The organism is Nitrospirota bacterium, assembly GCA_016214385.1.
In the GTDB taxonomy this organism is placed as follows: domain Bacteria; phylum Nitrospirota; class Thermodesulfovibrionia; order UBA6902; family JACROP01; genus JACROP01.
In genome coordinates, this window is record JACROP010000172.1 from 1 (window position 1) to 13,437 (window position 13,437).

Below are 13,437 nucleotides of genomic sequence, written 5' to 3' on the forward strand. Positions count from 1 at the left end.
AAGCGGTAATAGTTGTTCTTGTTCTCGATTATATACTTGCTCAGATACAGCACAGGGAAATCGAGAAGGTCTTTCATAACAAGGAAGAGGATGTTCAGTATTCTGCCTGTCCTTCCATTGCCGTCAGTAAAGGGATGGATAGCCTCAAACTGATAATGAATGACAGCAAGTTTAACAAGAGAGTCAACAGCATTCTCTGCATGGATATAGTCTTCAAGGTTTTTCAGTTTATCCCTGATAAGTGATTCTCCAACCGGAGGTGTGTATATGACTTCTCCTGTGGCCGCATTCGCAATCGTTGTTCCGGGGACGTTTCTGATACCAGCCCTATTCTCTTTAATGGTCTGATAAATCTTGATAAAGAGGTTTGTTGTCAGAAGAGGCCTTTTCTTAATCGCCCTGTATACCTCAGACAGCGCCTCCCGGTATCTTAGAACCTCTTTTGTTGCAGCGTCCACCTGAGCTGTTTTAACGGTCAGTGCCCTGAACAACGCATCTGCAGTGGTGATGATATTTTCAATCTCAGAGCTCGACTGTGCTTCCTGAAGGACAATGGTGTTAAGCAGCATGGCCTGATTGGGAATTGTTTTGCCGAGACCCTTTAATTCTGCCAATGCCCTGCCGGCAGACACAGTCTTTTTCAGGATTGCATTAGTCTCGATATTTTCTTTTGGAGGAAGCAGGGGAAGTTCGTTGTAAGGTTTGAGGGGATCAAATTTCATATTCTTCATATCCTGCCATTTAGTACATCTTCTCCTTCTTAACCGCCTTCCCGACTATCCTGTATTTATTGATATTTAAGCCCTCTCTCAGGATATTTTGGGTTTTGGATGAAATGCCAGTTGCCCCGGTGATTTCCTTATCCATATCTTTTTCCACCGCTATAACCTTTGCCTTTTTCTTGGGAGCCCAGCCATGCTTGTGAGGTTTGCACAATGCACAGCCCTTTGATTGTTTATCTTTGTAAACCTTTCCCATAGCATCCCTTTCCCGCTCTCACTTAACATTGTACTTGGATGTTGGGAGATTTCAATGGTTTTTCATATGCTTCTTATAACCTTAGCAGAGATAAGAGGAAAAATAATTCTATTGCCCCCTGCAGGAGTCGAATCCCGAGAAATCGGGATTTAGAAAACCCGGCACTACCCATTATTTCTCAAGAACATCACGCTGGGCAGCAATTAATTTCATTATACCCTTTTCTGCCATATCAAGGAGCCTCAGGAAAAGGTCTCTACCAAAAGGTTCTGTCTCGGCAGTTCCCTGGATTTCTATATATTTTCCTGAGCCTGTCATCACTATGTTCATATCAACCTGTGCTATAGAGTCTTCTGCATAACAGAGGTCAAGGCGGGGCTCTCCATTAACGACGCCAACGCTTATGGCTGCTATATAATCTTTAAGTGGTGTCTTTTCGATAATTCCATTTCTCAAGGCATATTTTACTGCATCTGTAAGAGCCACAAATGCCCCTGTTATGGCGGCTGTCCTTGTGCCTCCATCCGCCTGAATGACGTCGCAGTCAAGCCAGACGGTTCTTTCACCGAGAGTCTCAAGGTCAATAACCGAGCGCAATGAGCGCCCTATAAGGCGCTGTATCTCATGTGTCCTGCCCCCTACCTTTCCGGTAGTAGCCTCTCTCGTTATCCTTGTGGGTGTTGAGCGAGGGAGCATAGAATATTCGGCTGTAACCCAGCCTCTCTTCTGGTCTTTGAGAAATAGCGGCACCCTGTCTTCTATTGAGGCAGTGCAGATTACTCTCGTGTTTCCTATTTCAATAAAGGCAGAGCCCTCGGCAGTCTTTATAAAATTCCGTGTGATTTTGACATTTCTGATTTCCTCAACAAGTCTCCCATCAGGCCGCATCTTATCCTCCTAACTCTATTTTTGAAATATGTGTAATCTTATGTCTGAGAAATTTTTCCCCTGTTGAAATAAATTTTTCAGGGGAATCTGTAACAAAGAATTTCCTCTGACTGTCTTTACTGTTACGCCTCATGATAGCATTAGCCACGAGTATTTGCCGCACCTCTCTGGCTGTCTCAACTCCAGAATCTATAAGTGTTACGCCCTGGCCGAGTACCTGCCCTATCACATTTTTCAACATCGGATAATGGGTGCAGCCCAGGACGAGGGTGTCTATGTCCGTGCCCTTAATCGTGGAGAGATATTTTTCTGCAACAAGCCCTGCAATATCTCCTTCTGTCCAGCCCTCTTCAACAAGTGGAACAAAAAGGGGGCACGCAATTTCAGTGACCTCTATTGAATCATCGAAGGCCTTTATTGTCTTTGCATACGCCCTGCTTTTTATAGCTGCCTCTGTCCCGATCACTGCAATCTTTCCTGTTCTGGTCTGGCTCACTGCAGCCCTTGCGCCTGGCTCAATGACTCCTGTTATGGGAAGCGAGAATTTTTTTTTAAGATCTGCAAGGCTTATAGAAGAAGATGTATTGCAGGCGACCACAAGGAATTTAATGCCCTGGGATATAAGGAATCTTGTGTTTTCAAAAGAATATCTTGTTACGGTCTCTGGAGACCTTATCCCATAAGGAACCCTTGCTGTGTCTCCGAGATAGATTGTGTTTTCATATGGCACCTGTTTTAAAATCTCTTTGAGGACAGTAAGTCCGCCAATGCCTGAGTCAAAAATACCTATCGGCAGCTCAGCGACTTCCTTCAACCTCTCCTCCAATTGGATTGAAGATGTCAATATGCCCTCCAAAACTTTCTATCTCTTTGCCTTCTATTAAAATCTTTAGTGCCCTGAATCCAGAGATATTTGCCTTTAGACTTTCATGGAGCCCCGAGACAATGAGATACTCCTCGATGGCTCCTCCCTTGAACTCCTTTCTCAGGGTGTCGCTGAGGTCGGCGTAAATATTACCGTCTTTATCCATATAAAGTTCAAGGATGGTTACATTATAAGGTTTAAGGTATTCCCTTATCACATCCTCGGCAGATGCAAGCGGATTGTCCTTTTTTGTTCCCTGCCTTTCTTCCATGGAAAGGCGCTCACCCCTGGGGTAATAGAGCTTCAGGGGGACTTTTTCTCCCTGTGATGGTTTTGCAGCCTCTTTGACTTCGGCCGGAGACTTAATGGCAAGTCTCGGTTTAAAATAAAAATAGCTTATAGCTGCCACGACTGTGAACACAAAGACAGTTACAAAGACATAAGGCCAGAATTTGTCTTTACCTCGTTCCACTCTCCGCATATAGATAAAACCCCTTATAAATAATATTTACCAGTTTTGTTTTAAAATCCTCATTGTAATCTGTTTCATCAAAAGAGGGCAGTTCAATCATCAGGGCTGCTGCCTCGACTTTTGAAAGAACGCTGTAAGGCAGCGGTATTCTTATTGCTATGCCAGGGCCAAGGCCCTCCTCTATTGCTTTTGCCATTGCATCTGCAAGGGCATTGCTTTTATCTATAAAGCCCTCCTGTCCCTTGCTCAATAAAAATGATTTTATTTCCTTGGGAGTTGGTTTTGTAATTACAGGGGTATAAAGCATTATGTTTTTACGCCTGCCAATATGCAGGCTTATAAAAACCTGGCCCTTTTTAAGGTTTGCAAGGTTAGCCCTTTCCCTGAGGGACATAAACTGATCGCTGCCCCTTGTGAGAATACCCTGGGCAGAGCCTTTGCCTAAAAGTGCCCTGAGCCTTTTTGAGATATCAAGGACTACATCCTTTTCCCTGTAATCCTTTCCTGCTACACCATACTCGTATCCGCCATGACCCGGGTCTATAATAATTGTTCTGATTTTAAGGGGTTTTGTTTCTTCTTTCTTTGCTTCTCCCTTCTTTGCTTCTTCTTCCAGTATCTTAGCCGCAAGTGTTTTAACATCTTTTCTTGGTTCCTCTTTTTTTATTTCCTCCTTTGCCTCTTCTTTTTTAACCTCTGTCTTTGTCTCCTGATATAAATCTATGACAAGGCGGCCGGGTGACTTAAGAAAAGACGTCTTCATTTCCTTGAAACTTCCAGCAGAAAAAACCACAGAGTTTTTAATTACCTTAAGTGTAAATGGAGCCTTCACATCTGTTATTTCAAAAGCCCCCTGAAAGTTGACAATAATATCCTGGCCCTTCTGGTTTACTATTCCTTTAAATACAAATGCCTCAGGCCCTTCAAACACAATCCTCAAAAATTCATCGTGGATGTTTACCCTGACTTTTACCTGGGCGGGTTCTTCGGCCAGGAGGGATACAGGTAATATGACAAATAAAAATATAGCGAGCAGTTTTCTCATCTCAAAATATTACCATTTTCCATCTGCTATTTCTACCCTTGCCATGAAGAGCACTATCCTATAAAATACGTTTAAATGAAAAAAGTTTTAATTGCATTGGTTTTCCTTGTTATTCTGTTAATCCCTCTCTTATACCTCTACATCAAACTTCCAGAACTGGCCAGGACAAAGATAGAGGGGGCACTCGGCAGGGGGTTCACAATTGGAAAGGTCAGGCTCGCCTTCGCATCCTTAGAAGTCTCTGATATTAAATACATGCCTGATGATGCAAAGGCGGAAACAATAAACATAAAGTCAATCAGGCTTTACCCGAGGCTTTCAGAACTTTTAAAGAAAAGGATTGCGATTGGCAGGGTAGATGTGGAGTCCCCCAAAATATATCTTGTCCGCTTCAGAGATGGCAGGTTTAATCTGCCAGCATTTAAATCTACAGGAGAAGAAAAACCCGGGATGGAGGTTGCCCTGAAGACCATTGTGATTAATGGCGGCAGCCTGGATTTCCTTGATGAAAAGGCAGGCAGGATCCCTTTTAAACTGAGTCTCTACGATATGAAAGTATCCCTCGGACACCTCGATGAAAAGGAAATCTCCTTTACCATTGATAGTTCTATCAAAGGCAAAACCCCTGGCTCTGGTAAGATAAAAGGTAAGGGTTCAAAGGAAAAGCTCAGTGCAGATGTTATAATAAATAATTTCGACCTGACCCTGATAATGCCCTATCTCAAAAGCGGAGATGTGAAACCAAAGGCTGGTTCTATCTCTATGAATTCCGAAGTAAAGTATGCGGCAGGATTTGTCAATGCACCTGTTGATGCAAAGATAAAGAACCTACAACTTGAGACATCGCAGGGCATAAAAAGACAGTTTCTCGGGGCATCAACCCAGGCTATCACCGAGCTTATCAAAAAGAAAGGCGAAATACATTTAAAGTTCAGGGTATATGGCCCCCCAAAAGACTTAAAAAATGACATTAAAGAAGCTATGCAGAGAGAAATTGCTGAATCCCTCGGCAGGACTCTCATAGCTCCAGGTAAAGAGATAGAGAAAACAGGTAAAGGGATTGGAAAGGCCGTCGAGGATATTGGCAAAGAACTATCGAGGCCGTTCAAATAATTTCGAAACCCCGCCACAGGCGGGGCTTCGAAGGGGAAGAAATTAATATAAGGAGGATGTTAAATGACAGGAGCCACTTCAGCACTCAGAAATTGTCTTGCTTTATCAAATGGGAAACTGGAGGTAAAAAATGCTGATGCCCTGAAAGGATTGGTTGATGGGCTGATATACGAGGCTGTTTTTAATGCGGATGCTGAGAAAAGAAAGGCGCTCCAGAGGCTGATTATAGAGGCAGCAAAAAAAATGGGCGCTGTGCCTTCATCCATTCAGTCCTTTTACGAAGAGATGGGCAGGAATTATCCGGGATTTACAGTGCCTGCAATGAACCTCAGGGGACTTACATATGATGTTGCGAGGGCTGTTTTCAGAAAAGGCAAGGAAATGAGAGTTGGCCCTTTTATCTTTGAGATTGCCCGCTCAGAGATAGGCTATACAATGCAGAGGCCCCTCGAATATACTGCCACCATTATGGCTGCTGCAATAAAAGAAGGTTATCACGGGCCTGTATTTATTCAGGGAGACCATTTCCAGGTGGTAAGAAAAAAATATATTGAAAACTCTCAGGCCGAGATAGACTACCTCCACGGTCTTATAAAGGAGGCCATTGATGCGGAGTTTTACAATATTGATATAGATACATCAACCCTCGTTGATTTAGAAAGGCAAACAATAAAAGAACAGCAGAGGCCCAACTTCGAGCTGACCGCAGCCTTTGCATCTTACATCAGGGGACTTGAGCCTGAAGGGGTAGATATCTCAATTGGCGGGGAGATTGGAGAAATAGGAGGCAAGAACAGCACACCCGAGGAGTTGAAGGCATACCTTGATGGTTTCAGAGAAACATTCAAAGGCAAAAAAGGCCTGAGCAAACTCAGCGTGCAGACAGGCACAGCCCATGGAGGAGTCGTCCTGCCTGACGGGAGCCTTGCGAAGGTGAAGATAGACTTTGATACGTTGAGAACACTCTCAGATATTTCGAGAAGGGAATATGGGCTCTCAGGCTGTGTTCAGCATGGTGCATCAACCCTTCCTGAGGAGGCATTCAATATGTTCCCTGAAACCGGCACATCAGAGGTTCACCTTGCCACAGGTTTTCAGAATATAATCTATGATAGCAAACATCTACCCGGGGAATTCAGAGAGGAGGTCTATACATTCATAAAGCAGGAATATGCAAAGGAATGGAAAGAGGGCCAGACAGAGGAACAGTTCATTTACAGCACGAGGAAAAAGGGATTCGGGTCATTCAAGAAGAAATGGTGGGATCTGCCACTCAGCGTAAAAGAGCCTATGATGAAGGAACTGGAGGCTAAATTTGGGTTGCTTTTTGAGAAATTAAAGGTCACTGACACGGTTGATATTATAAGGAAGGTTGTGAGGCCTGAGATTGTCAGAAAAGAAATAAATCAAAGTTTGTTAGGAGGAGAGATTTTATGACTGACATCAAAAGAATCGGAATCATTACAAGCGGCGGCGACTGTGGCGGCCTCAATGCGGTAATTAAAGGTGCTGCCCGCAAGGCATACTCATTGGGAATAGAATCCGTTGTCATCCCCAATGGATATGCAGGACTTTATAACCTTGTGGAGATCGATGAGGTGGTTGTGCTCGATGCAGAGCGGGTGAGCCGAATTGAGGCATCCCTCGCAGGGTCAGAGGCAGGCCATTCACGGGTTAAAATCAGTAAGATAGCAGACCCGAATACATACGAAAGAATAAAGGAGGGACTCAAAAAATTCAGAATAGACGCCCTGATCATAAGCGGAGGCGATGATACAGGAAGTGTTGTTGTAGACCTTATATCTCAGGGCATCCCCTGCATTCATGTCCCGAAGACTATGGACCTTGACCTTCAGCCCTACAGTGTAGGCGGCGACTCTGCTATTAACAGGATAGCTGTTTTTGCGAGGGATTTAAAAACAACCGGAATGAGCCACAACCGTATCCTTGTTGTCGAGGTGTTTGGTAGATATGTAGGACACACAGCCTTAAGGGGAGGCATTGGCGCTGAGGCTGACTGTATTCTTATACCTGAAATACCTGTGGATCTTGATGTTGTATATGATCACATGAAGACCACATATTTTGCCAGGGTATTAAGGAGCGATGTAAAGGCAGGAACATACATCATTGTTGTTGCCGAAGGCATTAAGTCCGCCACTGGTGAAATGCTTTATGATGAAACTGCCGGGGTTGATGCCTTTGGACATAAAAAGCTTGCGGGTGCAGGAAGATATGTAAGACAGCAGTTGGAGAAGAGATTAAAGAATGACCCTGCGGTAAAAGAATTTATGAAAAAGACAGGGATGTATGCCCCTGGTGTTTATGAGATACCAGAGGTAAGAGAAGTTACACCAGGACATCTTGTGCGTTCAGGGCCATCCTCTGCCTTTGATGTTAACTTCGGCTATAGGGCAGGAGCTGCTGCGGTCATCCTTCTGCTTGAAGGAAAGGCCGGAAACACAGTGGTTAATGTAGAGGGCAATAAGATACACTATATGCCTGTAGCTGAGGCAATAAAGCAGAGAAGGGTGGACATTAACGAGATTGCCCTTTTTGAAAGCCTCGGTACCTGCTTTGGAATGAAGCCCTGGAAGTTCGAGTATGAGCTTGAAGTAAAGGGAGTGGTAGCGAGGCATTTGTGATTTTTTGTCATCACGGAAGCCTTTTACAAATCTTAAACCACAGAGGTCACGAGAAAAGTGTAAAGAAAATTGTAGCTCTGTGACCTCTGTGGTTAAATAGTTTTCTTTATTGAATGCGTAAGAAGGATAGAGAAACCATAGGCATAATAGTAGGCGGGGGTCCTGCACCGGGCATAAACGGGGCTATCAGTGCTGCCACTATCGAGGCCATCTCAGAAGGCAAGGATGTCATTGGGATTGTGGGTGGATTCAAGGGCCTTTTTGACGGTGACAGGAATTGTGCAATCCCACTTACTATAGAGGACGTCTCGAGAATACACACAGAGGGTGGTTCAATTCTTCGAACATCCCGAGACTATCCTGATAGGGTTAAAGAAAGATTTAAAGTTCTTCTGTCCACACTTAAGCACATTGGCATCAAATACCTCATAACAATCGGTGGAGAAGGCACTCTTTTTATGGCTAAATGGATAGAAAGTGAGGCAAAGGGCGCTATAAGGGTAGTCCATATCCCGAAAACCATAGATAACGATATCCCTCTGCCAGGGGGCGTTTCTACATTCGGGTACCAGACAGCCCGTCACTGGGGTGTGGAGATTGTTAAGAATATAATGGAGGATGCCAGGACAACTGGCAGGTGGTATTTTGTCACCACAATGGGCAGGCACTCAGGCCATCTTGCAATGGGTATTGGCAAGGCATCAGGTGCAACAATAACGCTTATCCCTGAGGAGTTTAATGATAAAGAACTTTCGTTCAGAAAAGTTGCAGATATACTCACAGGCTCGATAATAAAGAGGCTTTCGATGGGTAAGGATCACGGTGTGGCGATTCTTGCGGAAGGGATATCAGAGAAGTTTGATCTTAAAGAACTCAGCCGTTATGAACAGTTAGAAAAGGACGAGACAGGAAGGATAAGGCTTTCTGAGATTCAACTGGGAAGGGTTCTTAAGAACTTTGTGAAGAAGACCCTCGACTCTATGGGCATTAAAATTACCATCGTGGATAAAAACATCGGATATGAGCTGCGGGCTGCAGACCCCATTCCCTTTGATATCGAGTATACGAGGAACCTGGGCTATGGCGCTGTGAAGTTCCTGCTCGGCGGTGGCTCAGGCGCCATGGTTGTATTTTACGAAGGTAAGCTCATGTCCATCCCCTTTGAAGAAATGATTGACCTGAAAACAGGGCGTACAAAAGTCAGGCTTGTTGATATAAATTCTGAATCTTACGAAGTTGGCCGCAAATACATGATACGCCTTGAGAAGGAGGATTTTGAAGCAGGCAACATAAAGAGGCTGGCAAAAGCAGGAAAGATGACAGTAGAAAAGTTCAGAAAGAGGTTTGCCTACCTTTGTCTGTGAACCGTAAACTTAAATCCTAAAGCTTTCCTTTTGTTGATGGTATCCCCTTTGTCTTCGGGTGAATCTCAACCGCATCCCTGAGTGCCCTGCCAATGCTTTTAAATATTGCCTCAAAGATATGATGCAGGTCGCGGCCGTAATGAAGGATTATATGAAGATTCATTGCAGCGTGATTTGTAAATGCCCTGAAGAAATCTTCAAACAGGGATGTTTCTAATCCACTCGCCATACTCCCTTTAAGCGGTCTCACCTTATAAACAAGAAATGGCCTTCCACTGAGGTCTATGGCCACCTGGGCAAGACTTTCATCCATCGGGGTTAAAGCCTCTCCATAGCGTCTTATCCGCAATTTCTCACCGAGGGCTTTTTTTACTGCCTCGCCGAGGACAATGCCGATATCCTCCAGCAAATGGTGGAAATCAACCTCGATGTCTCCCTTTGCTGCCACGTTAAGGTCAAAGTGACCATGTTTTGCCATAAGGCTGAGCATATGGTCAACAAAAGGTATGGACGTGTTAATCGAATAATCCCCCTTTCCGTCCAGATTGATGCTTATTTTGATACTGGTCTCCTTAGTTTTTCTTTCAACCTTTGCTGTTCTCATTCATAACCTCCTTCATGGCTTTAAGAAAAAGTTTATTTTCCTCTGGTGTTCCTACAGTAACCCTCAGACAATTTTCTAAAGCTCCGTTCATGTTTCTTATAAGGATTCCTCTATGCAGAAGTTTTTTATAAACTCTGTCAGCATTATCTACTTTAAATAATATAAAATTCGCCTCTGATGGAAAGGGCTTTACCCCTGGAATAGTTTTGAGATTATTATAAAGGATCTCTCTTTGTTTTTTTATCATTGCTATTTGCCTGTCAATTACATCTTTATGCTGTAGTGCCGCTATTGCTGTTCCTTGAGAAAGCGAGTTTAGATTAAACGGAAGCCTGACCTTGTTTACCTCTGAGATTATTTCCTTATCCGCAATCAAATAGCCAACCCTGAGCCCTGCAAGTCCTATCTTGCTGAGGGTCTTTAAAATAATAAGATTCTTATATTTCTTTAGTCTAAGTAAAAAACCAGCAGAGCTTGAAAATGGCAGATATGCCTCATCAACCACAACAAGGCATGGACTCTCCCTGACAATCTTTAAAATCTTCTCTGAAGAAAAACAGTTTCCTGTGGGGTTGTTTGGAGAACTTAGAAAAATAAGTTTTGGCCTTTGCGCCTTTATAGCTGAAAGGATTTTCTCTAAATCTATATCAAAGTCTTTACAAAGGGGGATTTCGATTTTTCTCTCGCCGAGGGCATGGGCAATAATGCTGTACATGGAAAAAGTTGGTACCGGGTAAAGGACAGGGCCGCCAAATGTAATGATTAAATAATAGAGCAATTCATCCGAGCCATTACCAACGAGGATATTCCCTCTGCTTACCCCTGATAGTTTTGCAAGAATGGCTTTTAGTTCTCTGGCCTCGGGGTCCGGATAGCGATTTGGCTCAATCCGGGTGAGCTCATGTAAAAACTGTTTTCTTAAAGCAGGCATGAGGCCATAGGGGCTTTCATTGGCATCGAGCTTAACCTTGCATAGAATCTCATTTGCTTTATATGCCGATAAAGAACGAATGTTGGGCTTTACAAATTTCTTAATATCCAAACTTTTCTCTTCTGAACTGACAGGAAAGGGGGAAGGTCTTCATTTTAGCTTCTTTATAAACTCCTCCACAGGCATAGCCGCAAGCGTAAGAAGTTGCACGGAGCCCCTTGCGCCGAGTTCTACCGACATACGCATGACCGTCTCATTGTCAGGGGCATCAACTATATTCACAAAATCGTAAGGGCCTAAGACTGCAAACTGCTCCCTCACCTTAACTCCCATTTTTTCCAGTTCCTTGTTAACCTCAAGGATTCTCTGGGGTCTATTCTTTATGGTTTTTCTCCCCTCATCAGTGAGTGTGCTCAGAACAATATAAGTTGCCATAAAATCCTCCTTCTCGCTTATGTCCCCTTCCCTGGATTAATTATTTATACCCTTTTTTCAAGGCCATGTCAAATTTGCAGAAAACTGTTCTGGCGAATATAATTATCCTGATTAAAAAGGAAGGAAATATCAAAAGTTTCATGAAAAAGGGGAGAAAATATGAAACCACAGAAAAAGAATTTCACCACAGAGCACACAGAGAAAGGCATAGAAATTTTTAAGAGAAAGAACTGTGTGGGAGAATAAATAATGCAAATTAAACCACAGAGACACGGAGACACAGAGTTATAAATTGGGAAATGAGAAATAGGAAATGGGAAGTTATGACTTCACTTATTACTTCCTACTTCTCACTTCTCAGTTCATTTTTTTCTCTGTGTCCTCTGTGGTTAAGTTTGTTAGGTCTTTTCTCTGTGGTTAAGTTTTGACAATACTAAAAAGGGAACAAAGGAGGCATGTTGTGATAATTGGAATCATCTCAGATACGCATGACGATATGTATGCAATAAAAAAGGCAGTGGAGATATTCAACGATAAAAATGTATCTTATGTGATACATGCAGGGGACGTTGTCTCGCCATTTACATTCGAAATATTCAGCAGTCTGAAATCTAAATTTACAGGTATATTTGGCAATAATGACGGAGACAGGCTTCTCCTCAGGCAGAAGTCAGAAGGAAACTTACACACCCAGCCCCTTATTATGACATTCCATGAAAAGAAGATAGTTGTAATTCATGAGCCAGATATAGTCGATGCCTTAGCCCGTAGCGGAGATTTCGACCTGATAATCTATGGGCATACACATGAGCCAGAGGTCAGAAAAGTTAAGAACAGATTAGTTATAAATCCCGGTAAGGCTGCAAGGCTTCATAAGGGTAGAGCAACCCTCGCTTTATTAAACATAGAGAGGATGGATACGGAAATTATTGAACTTTAATAGTTCGACAAGCTCACCAACAGAATGGGGGTAATTACGGTATAACTTTATTCAATTGATACTCAACAATCCCTGATGCCCCTGCCATCTTGAGTTTGGGGATAATGTCACGCACAGTCCTCTCATCAATTATTACCTCAAGGGCATACCAGCCTTTATCTGAAAGGGGTGAGATTGTTGGAGAGTGAATAGCAGAAAGAAGGCTCATCACTCTTTTTAATGATTTCTCTGGCACGTTCATCTTGAGCCCGACTTTCTCCTCGGCTGCGAGGGCACCCCTCAGGAGCATGACTATGTTTTCCATCTTCTGCCTCTTCCACTTATCCTGCCATGCCTTTTTATTTGCAATGAACCTTGTGCTTGACCGAAGTACTGTCTCCACAATCCTGAGGTTGTTCGCCTTCAGAGATGCCCCGGTCTCTGTAAGCTCCACTATGGCGTCAGCGAGATGTGGGGGCTTGACCTCTGTCGCACCCCATGAAAAATCAACCTCTGCCTTTACGCCCTTTGACTTGAGATACCTCTGCGTAAACCCTACAAGCTCTGTTGCAATGCGTTTGCCATTGAGGTCTTTTACTGTTTTTATCCTGGAGTTCATTGGCACTGCGATTACCCAGCTTACTGGCCGCAGGCCCTCTTTTGCATAAATTAATTCCGCAACTTCCACTACATCTGCTTTTTGCTCAAGTATCCAGTCATGCCCTGTAAGGCCACAGTCGAGGATTCCATTATCAACATACCTTGCCATCTCCTGTGCCCTGATGAGCATTGATTCAATCTCAGGGTCATCGAATGCCGGGTAATATGAACGGCTTGAGACTGAAACATGATAGCCCGCCTTTTTGAATAGTTTTAATGTTGACTCCTGGAGACTTCCCTTGGGGAGTCCAAGTTTAAGTATCTTGAGTTTAGTATTCATATATCTTTGCCTTTTACATGTAGGGGCGAGGCGTTGCCTCGCCCCCTTCCTGGCCGTCCCTTACATTTAGATAGAACGTAATTTTTTTTATATTTTATAATACTATAATACATAAAAATAAATTTAAAATGCAAAAATACCAATTCTTACGGCTTTACATAGGCATAGCCTTCAGCCTGCCTTTCTATAATCTCTGTTATGCCTGCTGGTATTACCTCTATAAATGAGGGCATGGCAT

Annotated in this window: 15 protein-coding genes; 5 read left to right on the forward strand and 10 right to left on the reverse strand. The window is 43.4% G+C overall.

Features of this window, described 5'->3' with window-relative positions; all coding sequences use genetic code 11:
- The 6 genes from HZC12_10450 to HZC12_10475 all read right to left on the reverse strand — a co-directional run.
- Positions 1 to 722 (reverse strand): Fic family protein (locus HZC12_10450; GenBank protein MBI5027123.1); only part of this gene is annotated, 722 nt, incomplete at its 3' end.
- A gap of 19 nt (positions 723 to 741) precedes the next feature.
- A complete protein-coding gene (locus tag HZC12_10455; protein ID MBI5027124.1) occupies positions 742 to 978 on the reverse strand; it encodes a hypothetical protein in 237 nt (78 codons plus the stop codon).
- Between the two features lie 171 nt (positions 979 to 1,149).
- Complete coding sequence (gene rph / locus HZC12_10460; protein MBI5027125.1) at positions 1,150 to 1,866, reverse strand: ribonuclease PH; 717 nt, start codon at positions 1,864 to 1,866, stop codon at positions 1,150 to 1,152.
- A 1-nt stretch (position 1,867) separates the two neighbouring features.
- Positions 1,868 to 2,680 carry a glutamate racemase gene (locus HZC12_10465; GenBank protein ID MBI5027126.1) on the reverse strand — a complete coding sequence of 271 codons (813 nt, stop codon included), beginning with the start codon at positions 2,678 to 2,680 and terminating at the stop codon, positions 1,868 to 1,870.
- A complete protein-coding gene (locus HZC12_10470; GenBank protein MBI5027127.1) occupies positions 2,664 to 3,203 on the reverse strand; it encodes a hypothetical protein in 540 nt (179 codons plus the stop codon). Before HZC12_10470 ends, HZC12_10465 begins: the two co-directional genes overlap by 17 nt.
- Positions 3,190 to 4,248 carry an N-acetylmuramoyl-L-alanine amidase gene (locus HZC12_10475; protein ID MBI5027128.1) on the reverse strand — a complete coding sequence of 353 codons (1,059 nt, stop codon included), beginning with the start codon at positions 4,246 to 4,248 and terminating at the stop codon, positions 3,190 to 3,192. Before HZC12_10475 ends, HZC12_10470 begins: the two co-directional genes overlap by 14 nt.
- Before the next feature lie 75 nt (positions 4,249 to 4,323).
- On the opposite strand from HZC12_10475, the gene HZC12_10480 reads away from it, so the two are divergent.
- The 4 genes from HZC12_10480 to HZC12_10495 all read left to right on the forward strand — a co-directional run bounded on the left by HZC12_10480 (position 4,324) and on the right by HZC12_10495 (position 9,370).
- Positions 4,324 to 5,361: a DUF748 domain-containing protein gene (locus tag HZC12_10480; protein ID MBI5027129.1), complete on the forward strand. Its 1,038-nt coding sequence runs from the start codon at positions 4,324 to 4,326 to the stop codon at positions 5,359 to 5,361.
- A gap of 63 nt (positions 5,362 to 5,424) precedes the next feature.
- Entirely contained in the window at positions 5,425 to 6,798 is a 1,374-nt protein-coding gene (locus tag HZC12_10485) for a class II fructose-bisphosphate aldolase (GenBank protein MBI5027130.1), read from the forward strand.
- A gap of 5 nt (positions 6,799 to 6,803) precedes the next feature.
- Positions 6,804 to 8,006: a 6-phosphofructokinase gene (locus tag HZC12_10490; GenBank protein MBI5027131.1), complete on the forward strand. Its 1,203-nt coding sequence runs from the start codon at positions 6,804 to 6,806 to the stop codon at positions 8,004 to 8,006.
- A gap of 113 nt (positions 8,007 to 8,119) precedes the next feature.
- The gene (locus HZC12_10495; protein MBI5027132.1) at positions 8,120 to 9,370 is read left to right on the forward strand and encodes a 6-phosphofructokinase; all 1,251 of its coding nucleotides are present in this window, start codon (positions 8,120 to 8,122) and stop codon (positions 9,368 to 9,370) included.
- Positions 9,371 to 9,386: 16 nt separating this feature from the next.
- Here the strand turns inward: HZC12_10495 and hisB are convergent, their stop codons facing one another.
- The 3 genes from hisB to HZC12_10510 are packed head-to-tail and all read right to left on the reverse strand — an operon-like array spanning position 9,387 to position 11,340.
- A complete protein-coding gene (gene hisB / locus HZC12_10500) occupies positions 9,387 to 9,974 on the reverse strand; it encodes an imidazoleglycerol-phosphate dehydratase HisB (GenBank protein MBI5027133.1) in 588 nt (195 codons plus the stop codon).
- Positions 9,955 to 11,016 carry a histidinol-phosphate transaminase gene (locus HZC12_10505; protein ID MBI5027134.1) on the reverse strand — a complete coding sequence of 354 codons (1,062 nt, stop codon included), beginning with the start codon at positions 11,014 to 11,016 and terminating at the stop codon, positions 9,955 to 9,957. Before HZC12_10505 ends, hisB begins: the two co-directional genes overlap by 20 nt.
- A 39-nt stretch (positions 11,017 to 11,055) precedes the next feature.
- Positions 11,056 to 11,340: a GYD domain-containing protein gene (locus tag HZC12_10510; protein MBI5027135.1), complete on the reverse strand. Its 285-nt coding sequence runs from the start codon at positions 11,338 to 11,340 to the stop codon at positions 11,056 to 11,058.
- A 463-nt stretch (positions 11,341 to 11,803) separates the two neighbouring features.
- On the opposite strand from HZC12_10510, the gene HZC12_10515 reads away from it, so the two are divergent.
- Positions 11,804 to 12,280, forward strand: coding sequence for a metallophosphoesterase (locus tag HZC12_10515; GenBank protein MBI5027136.1), 477 nt, complete (start codon positions 11,804 to 11,806; stop codon positions 12,278 to 12,280).
- A 34-nt stretch (positions 12,281 to 12,314) separates the two neighbouring features.
- Here the strand turns inward: HZC12_10515 and HZC12_10520 are convergent, their stop codons facing one another.
- Positions 12,315 to 13,199: an ATP phosphoribosyltransferase gene (locus HZC12_10520; protein ID MBI5027137.1), complete on the reverse strand. Its 885-nt coding sequence runs from the start codon at positions 13,197 to 13,199 to the stop codon at positions 12,315 to 12,317.
- Between the last annotated feature and the right edge of the window lie 238 nt (positions 13,200 to 13,437).

Excerpts from the sequence above, each read along its gene's own strand:
- HZC12_10520 (MBI5027137.1), bottom strand. The coding sequence starts at position 13,199 with ATGAATACTAAACTCAAGATACTTAAACTTGGACTCCCCAAGGGAAGT.
- HZC12_10485 (MBI5027130.1), top strand. The coding sequence starts at position 5,425 with ATGACAGGAGCCACTTCAGCACTCAGAAATTGTCTTGCTTTATCAAAT.
- hisB (MBI5027133.1), bottom strand. The coding sequence starts at position 9,974 with ATGAGAACAGCAAAGGTTGAAAGAAAAACTAAGGAGACCAGTATCAAA.
- rph (MBI5027125.1), bottom strand. The coding sequence starts at position 1,866 with ATGCGGCCTGATGGGAGACTTGTTGAGGAAATCAGAAATGTCAAAATC.
- HZC12_10510 (MBI5027135.1), bottom strand. The coding sequence starts at position 11,340 with ATGGCAACTTATATTGTTCTGAGCACACTCACTGATGAGGGGAGAAAA.
- HZC12_10475 (MBI5027128.1), bottom strand. The coding sequence starts at position 4,248 with ATGAGAAAACTGCTCGCTATATTTTTATTTGTCATATTACCTGTATCC.
- HZC12_10455 (MBI5027124.1), bottom strand. The coding sequence starts at position 978 with ATGGGAAAGGTTTACAAAGATAAACAATCAAAGGGCTGTGCATTGTGC.
- HZC12_10480 (MBI5027129.1), top strand. The coding sequence starts at position 4,324 with ATGAAAAAAGTTTTAATTGCATTGGTTTTCCTTGTTATTCTGTTAATC.
- HZC12_10495 (MBI5027132.1), top strand. The coding sequence starts at position 8,120 with ATGCGTAAGAAGGATAGAGAAACCATAGGCATAATAGTAGGCGGGGGT.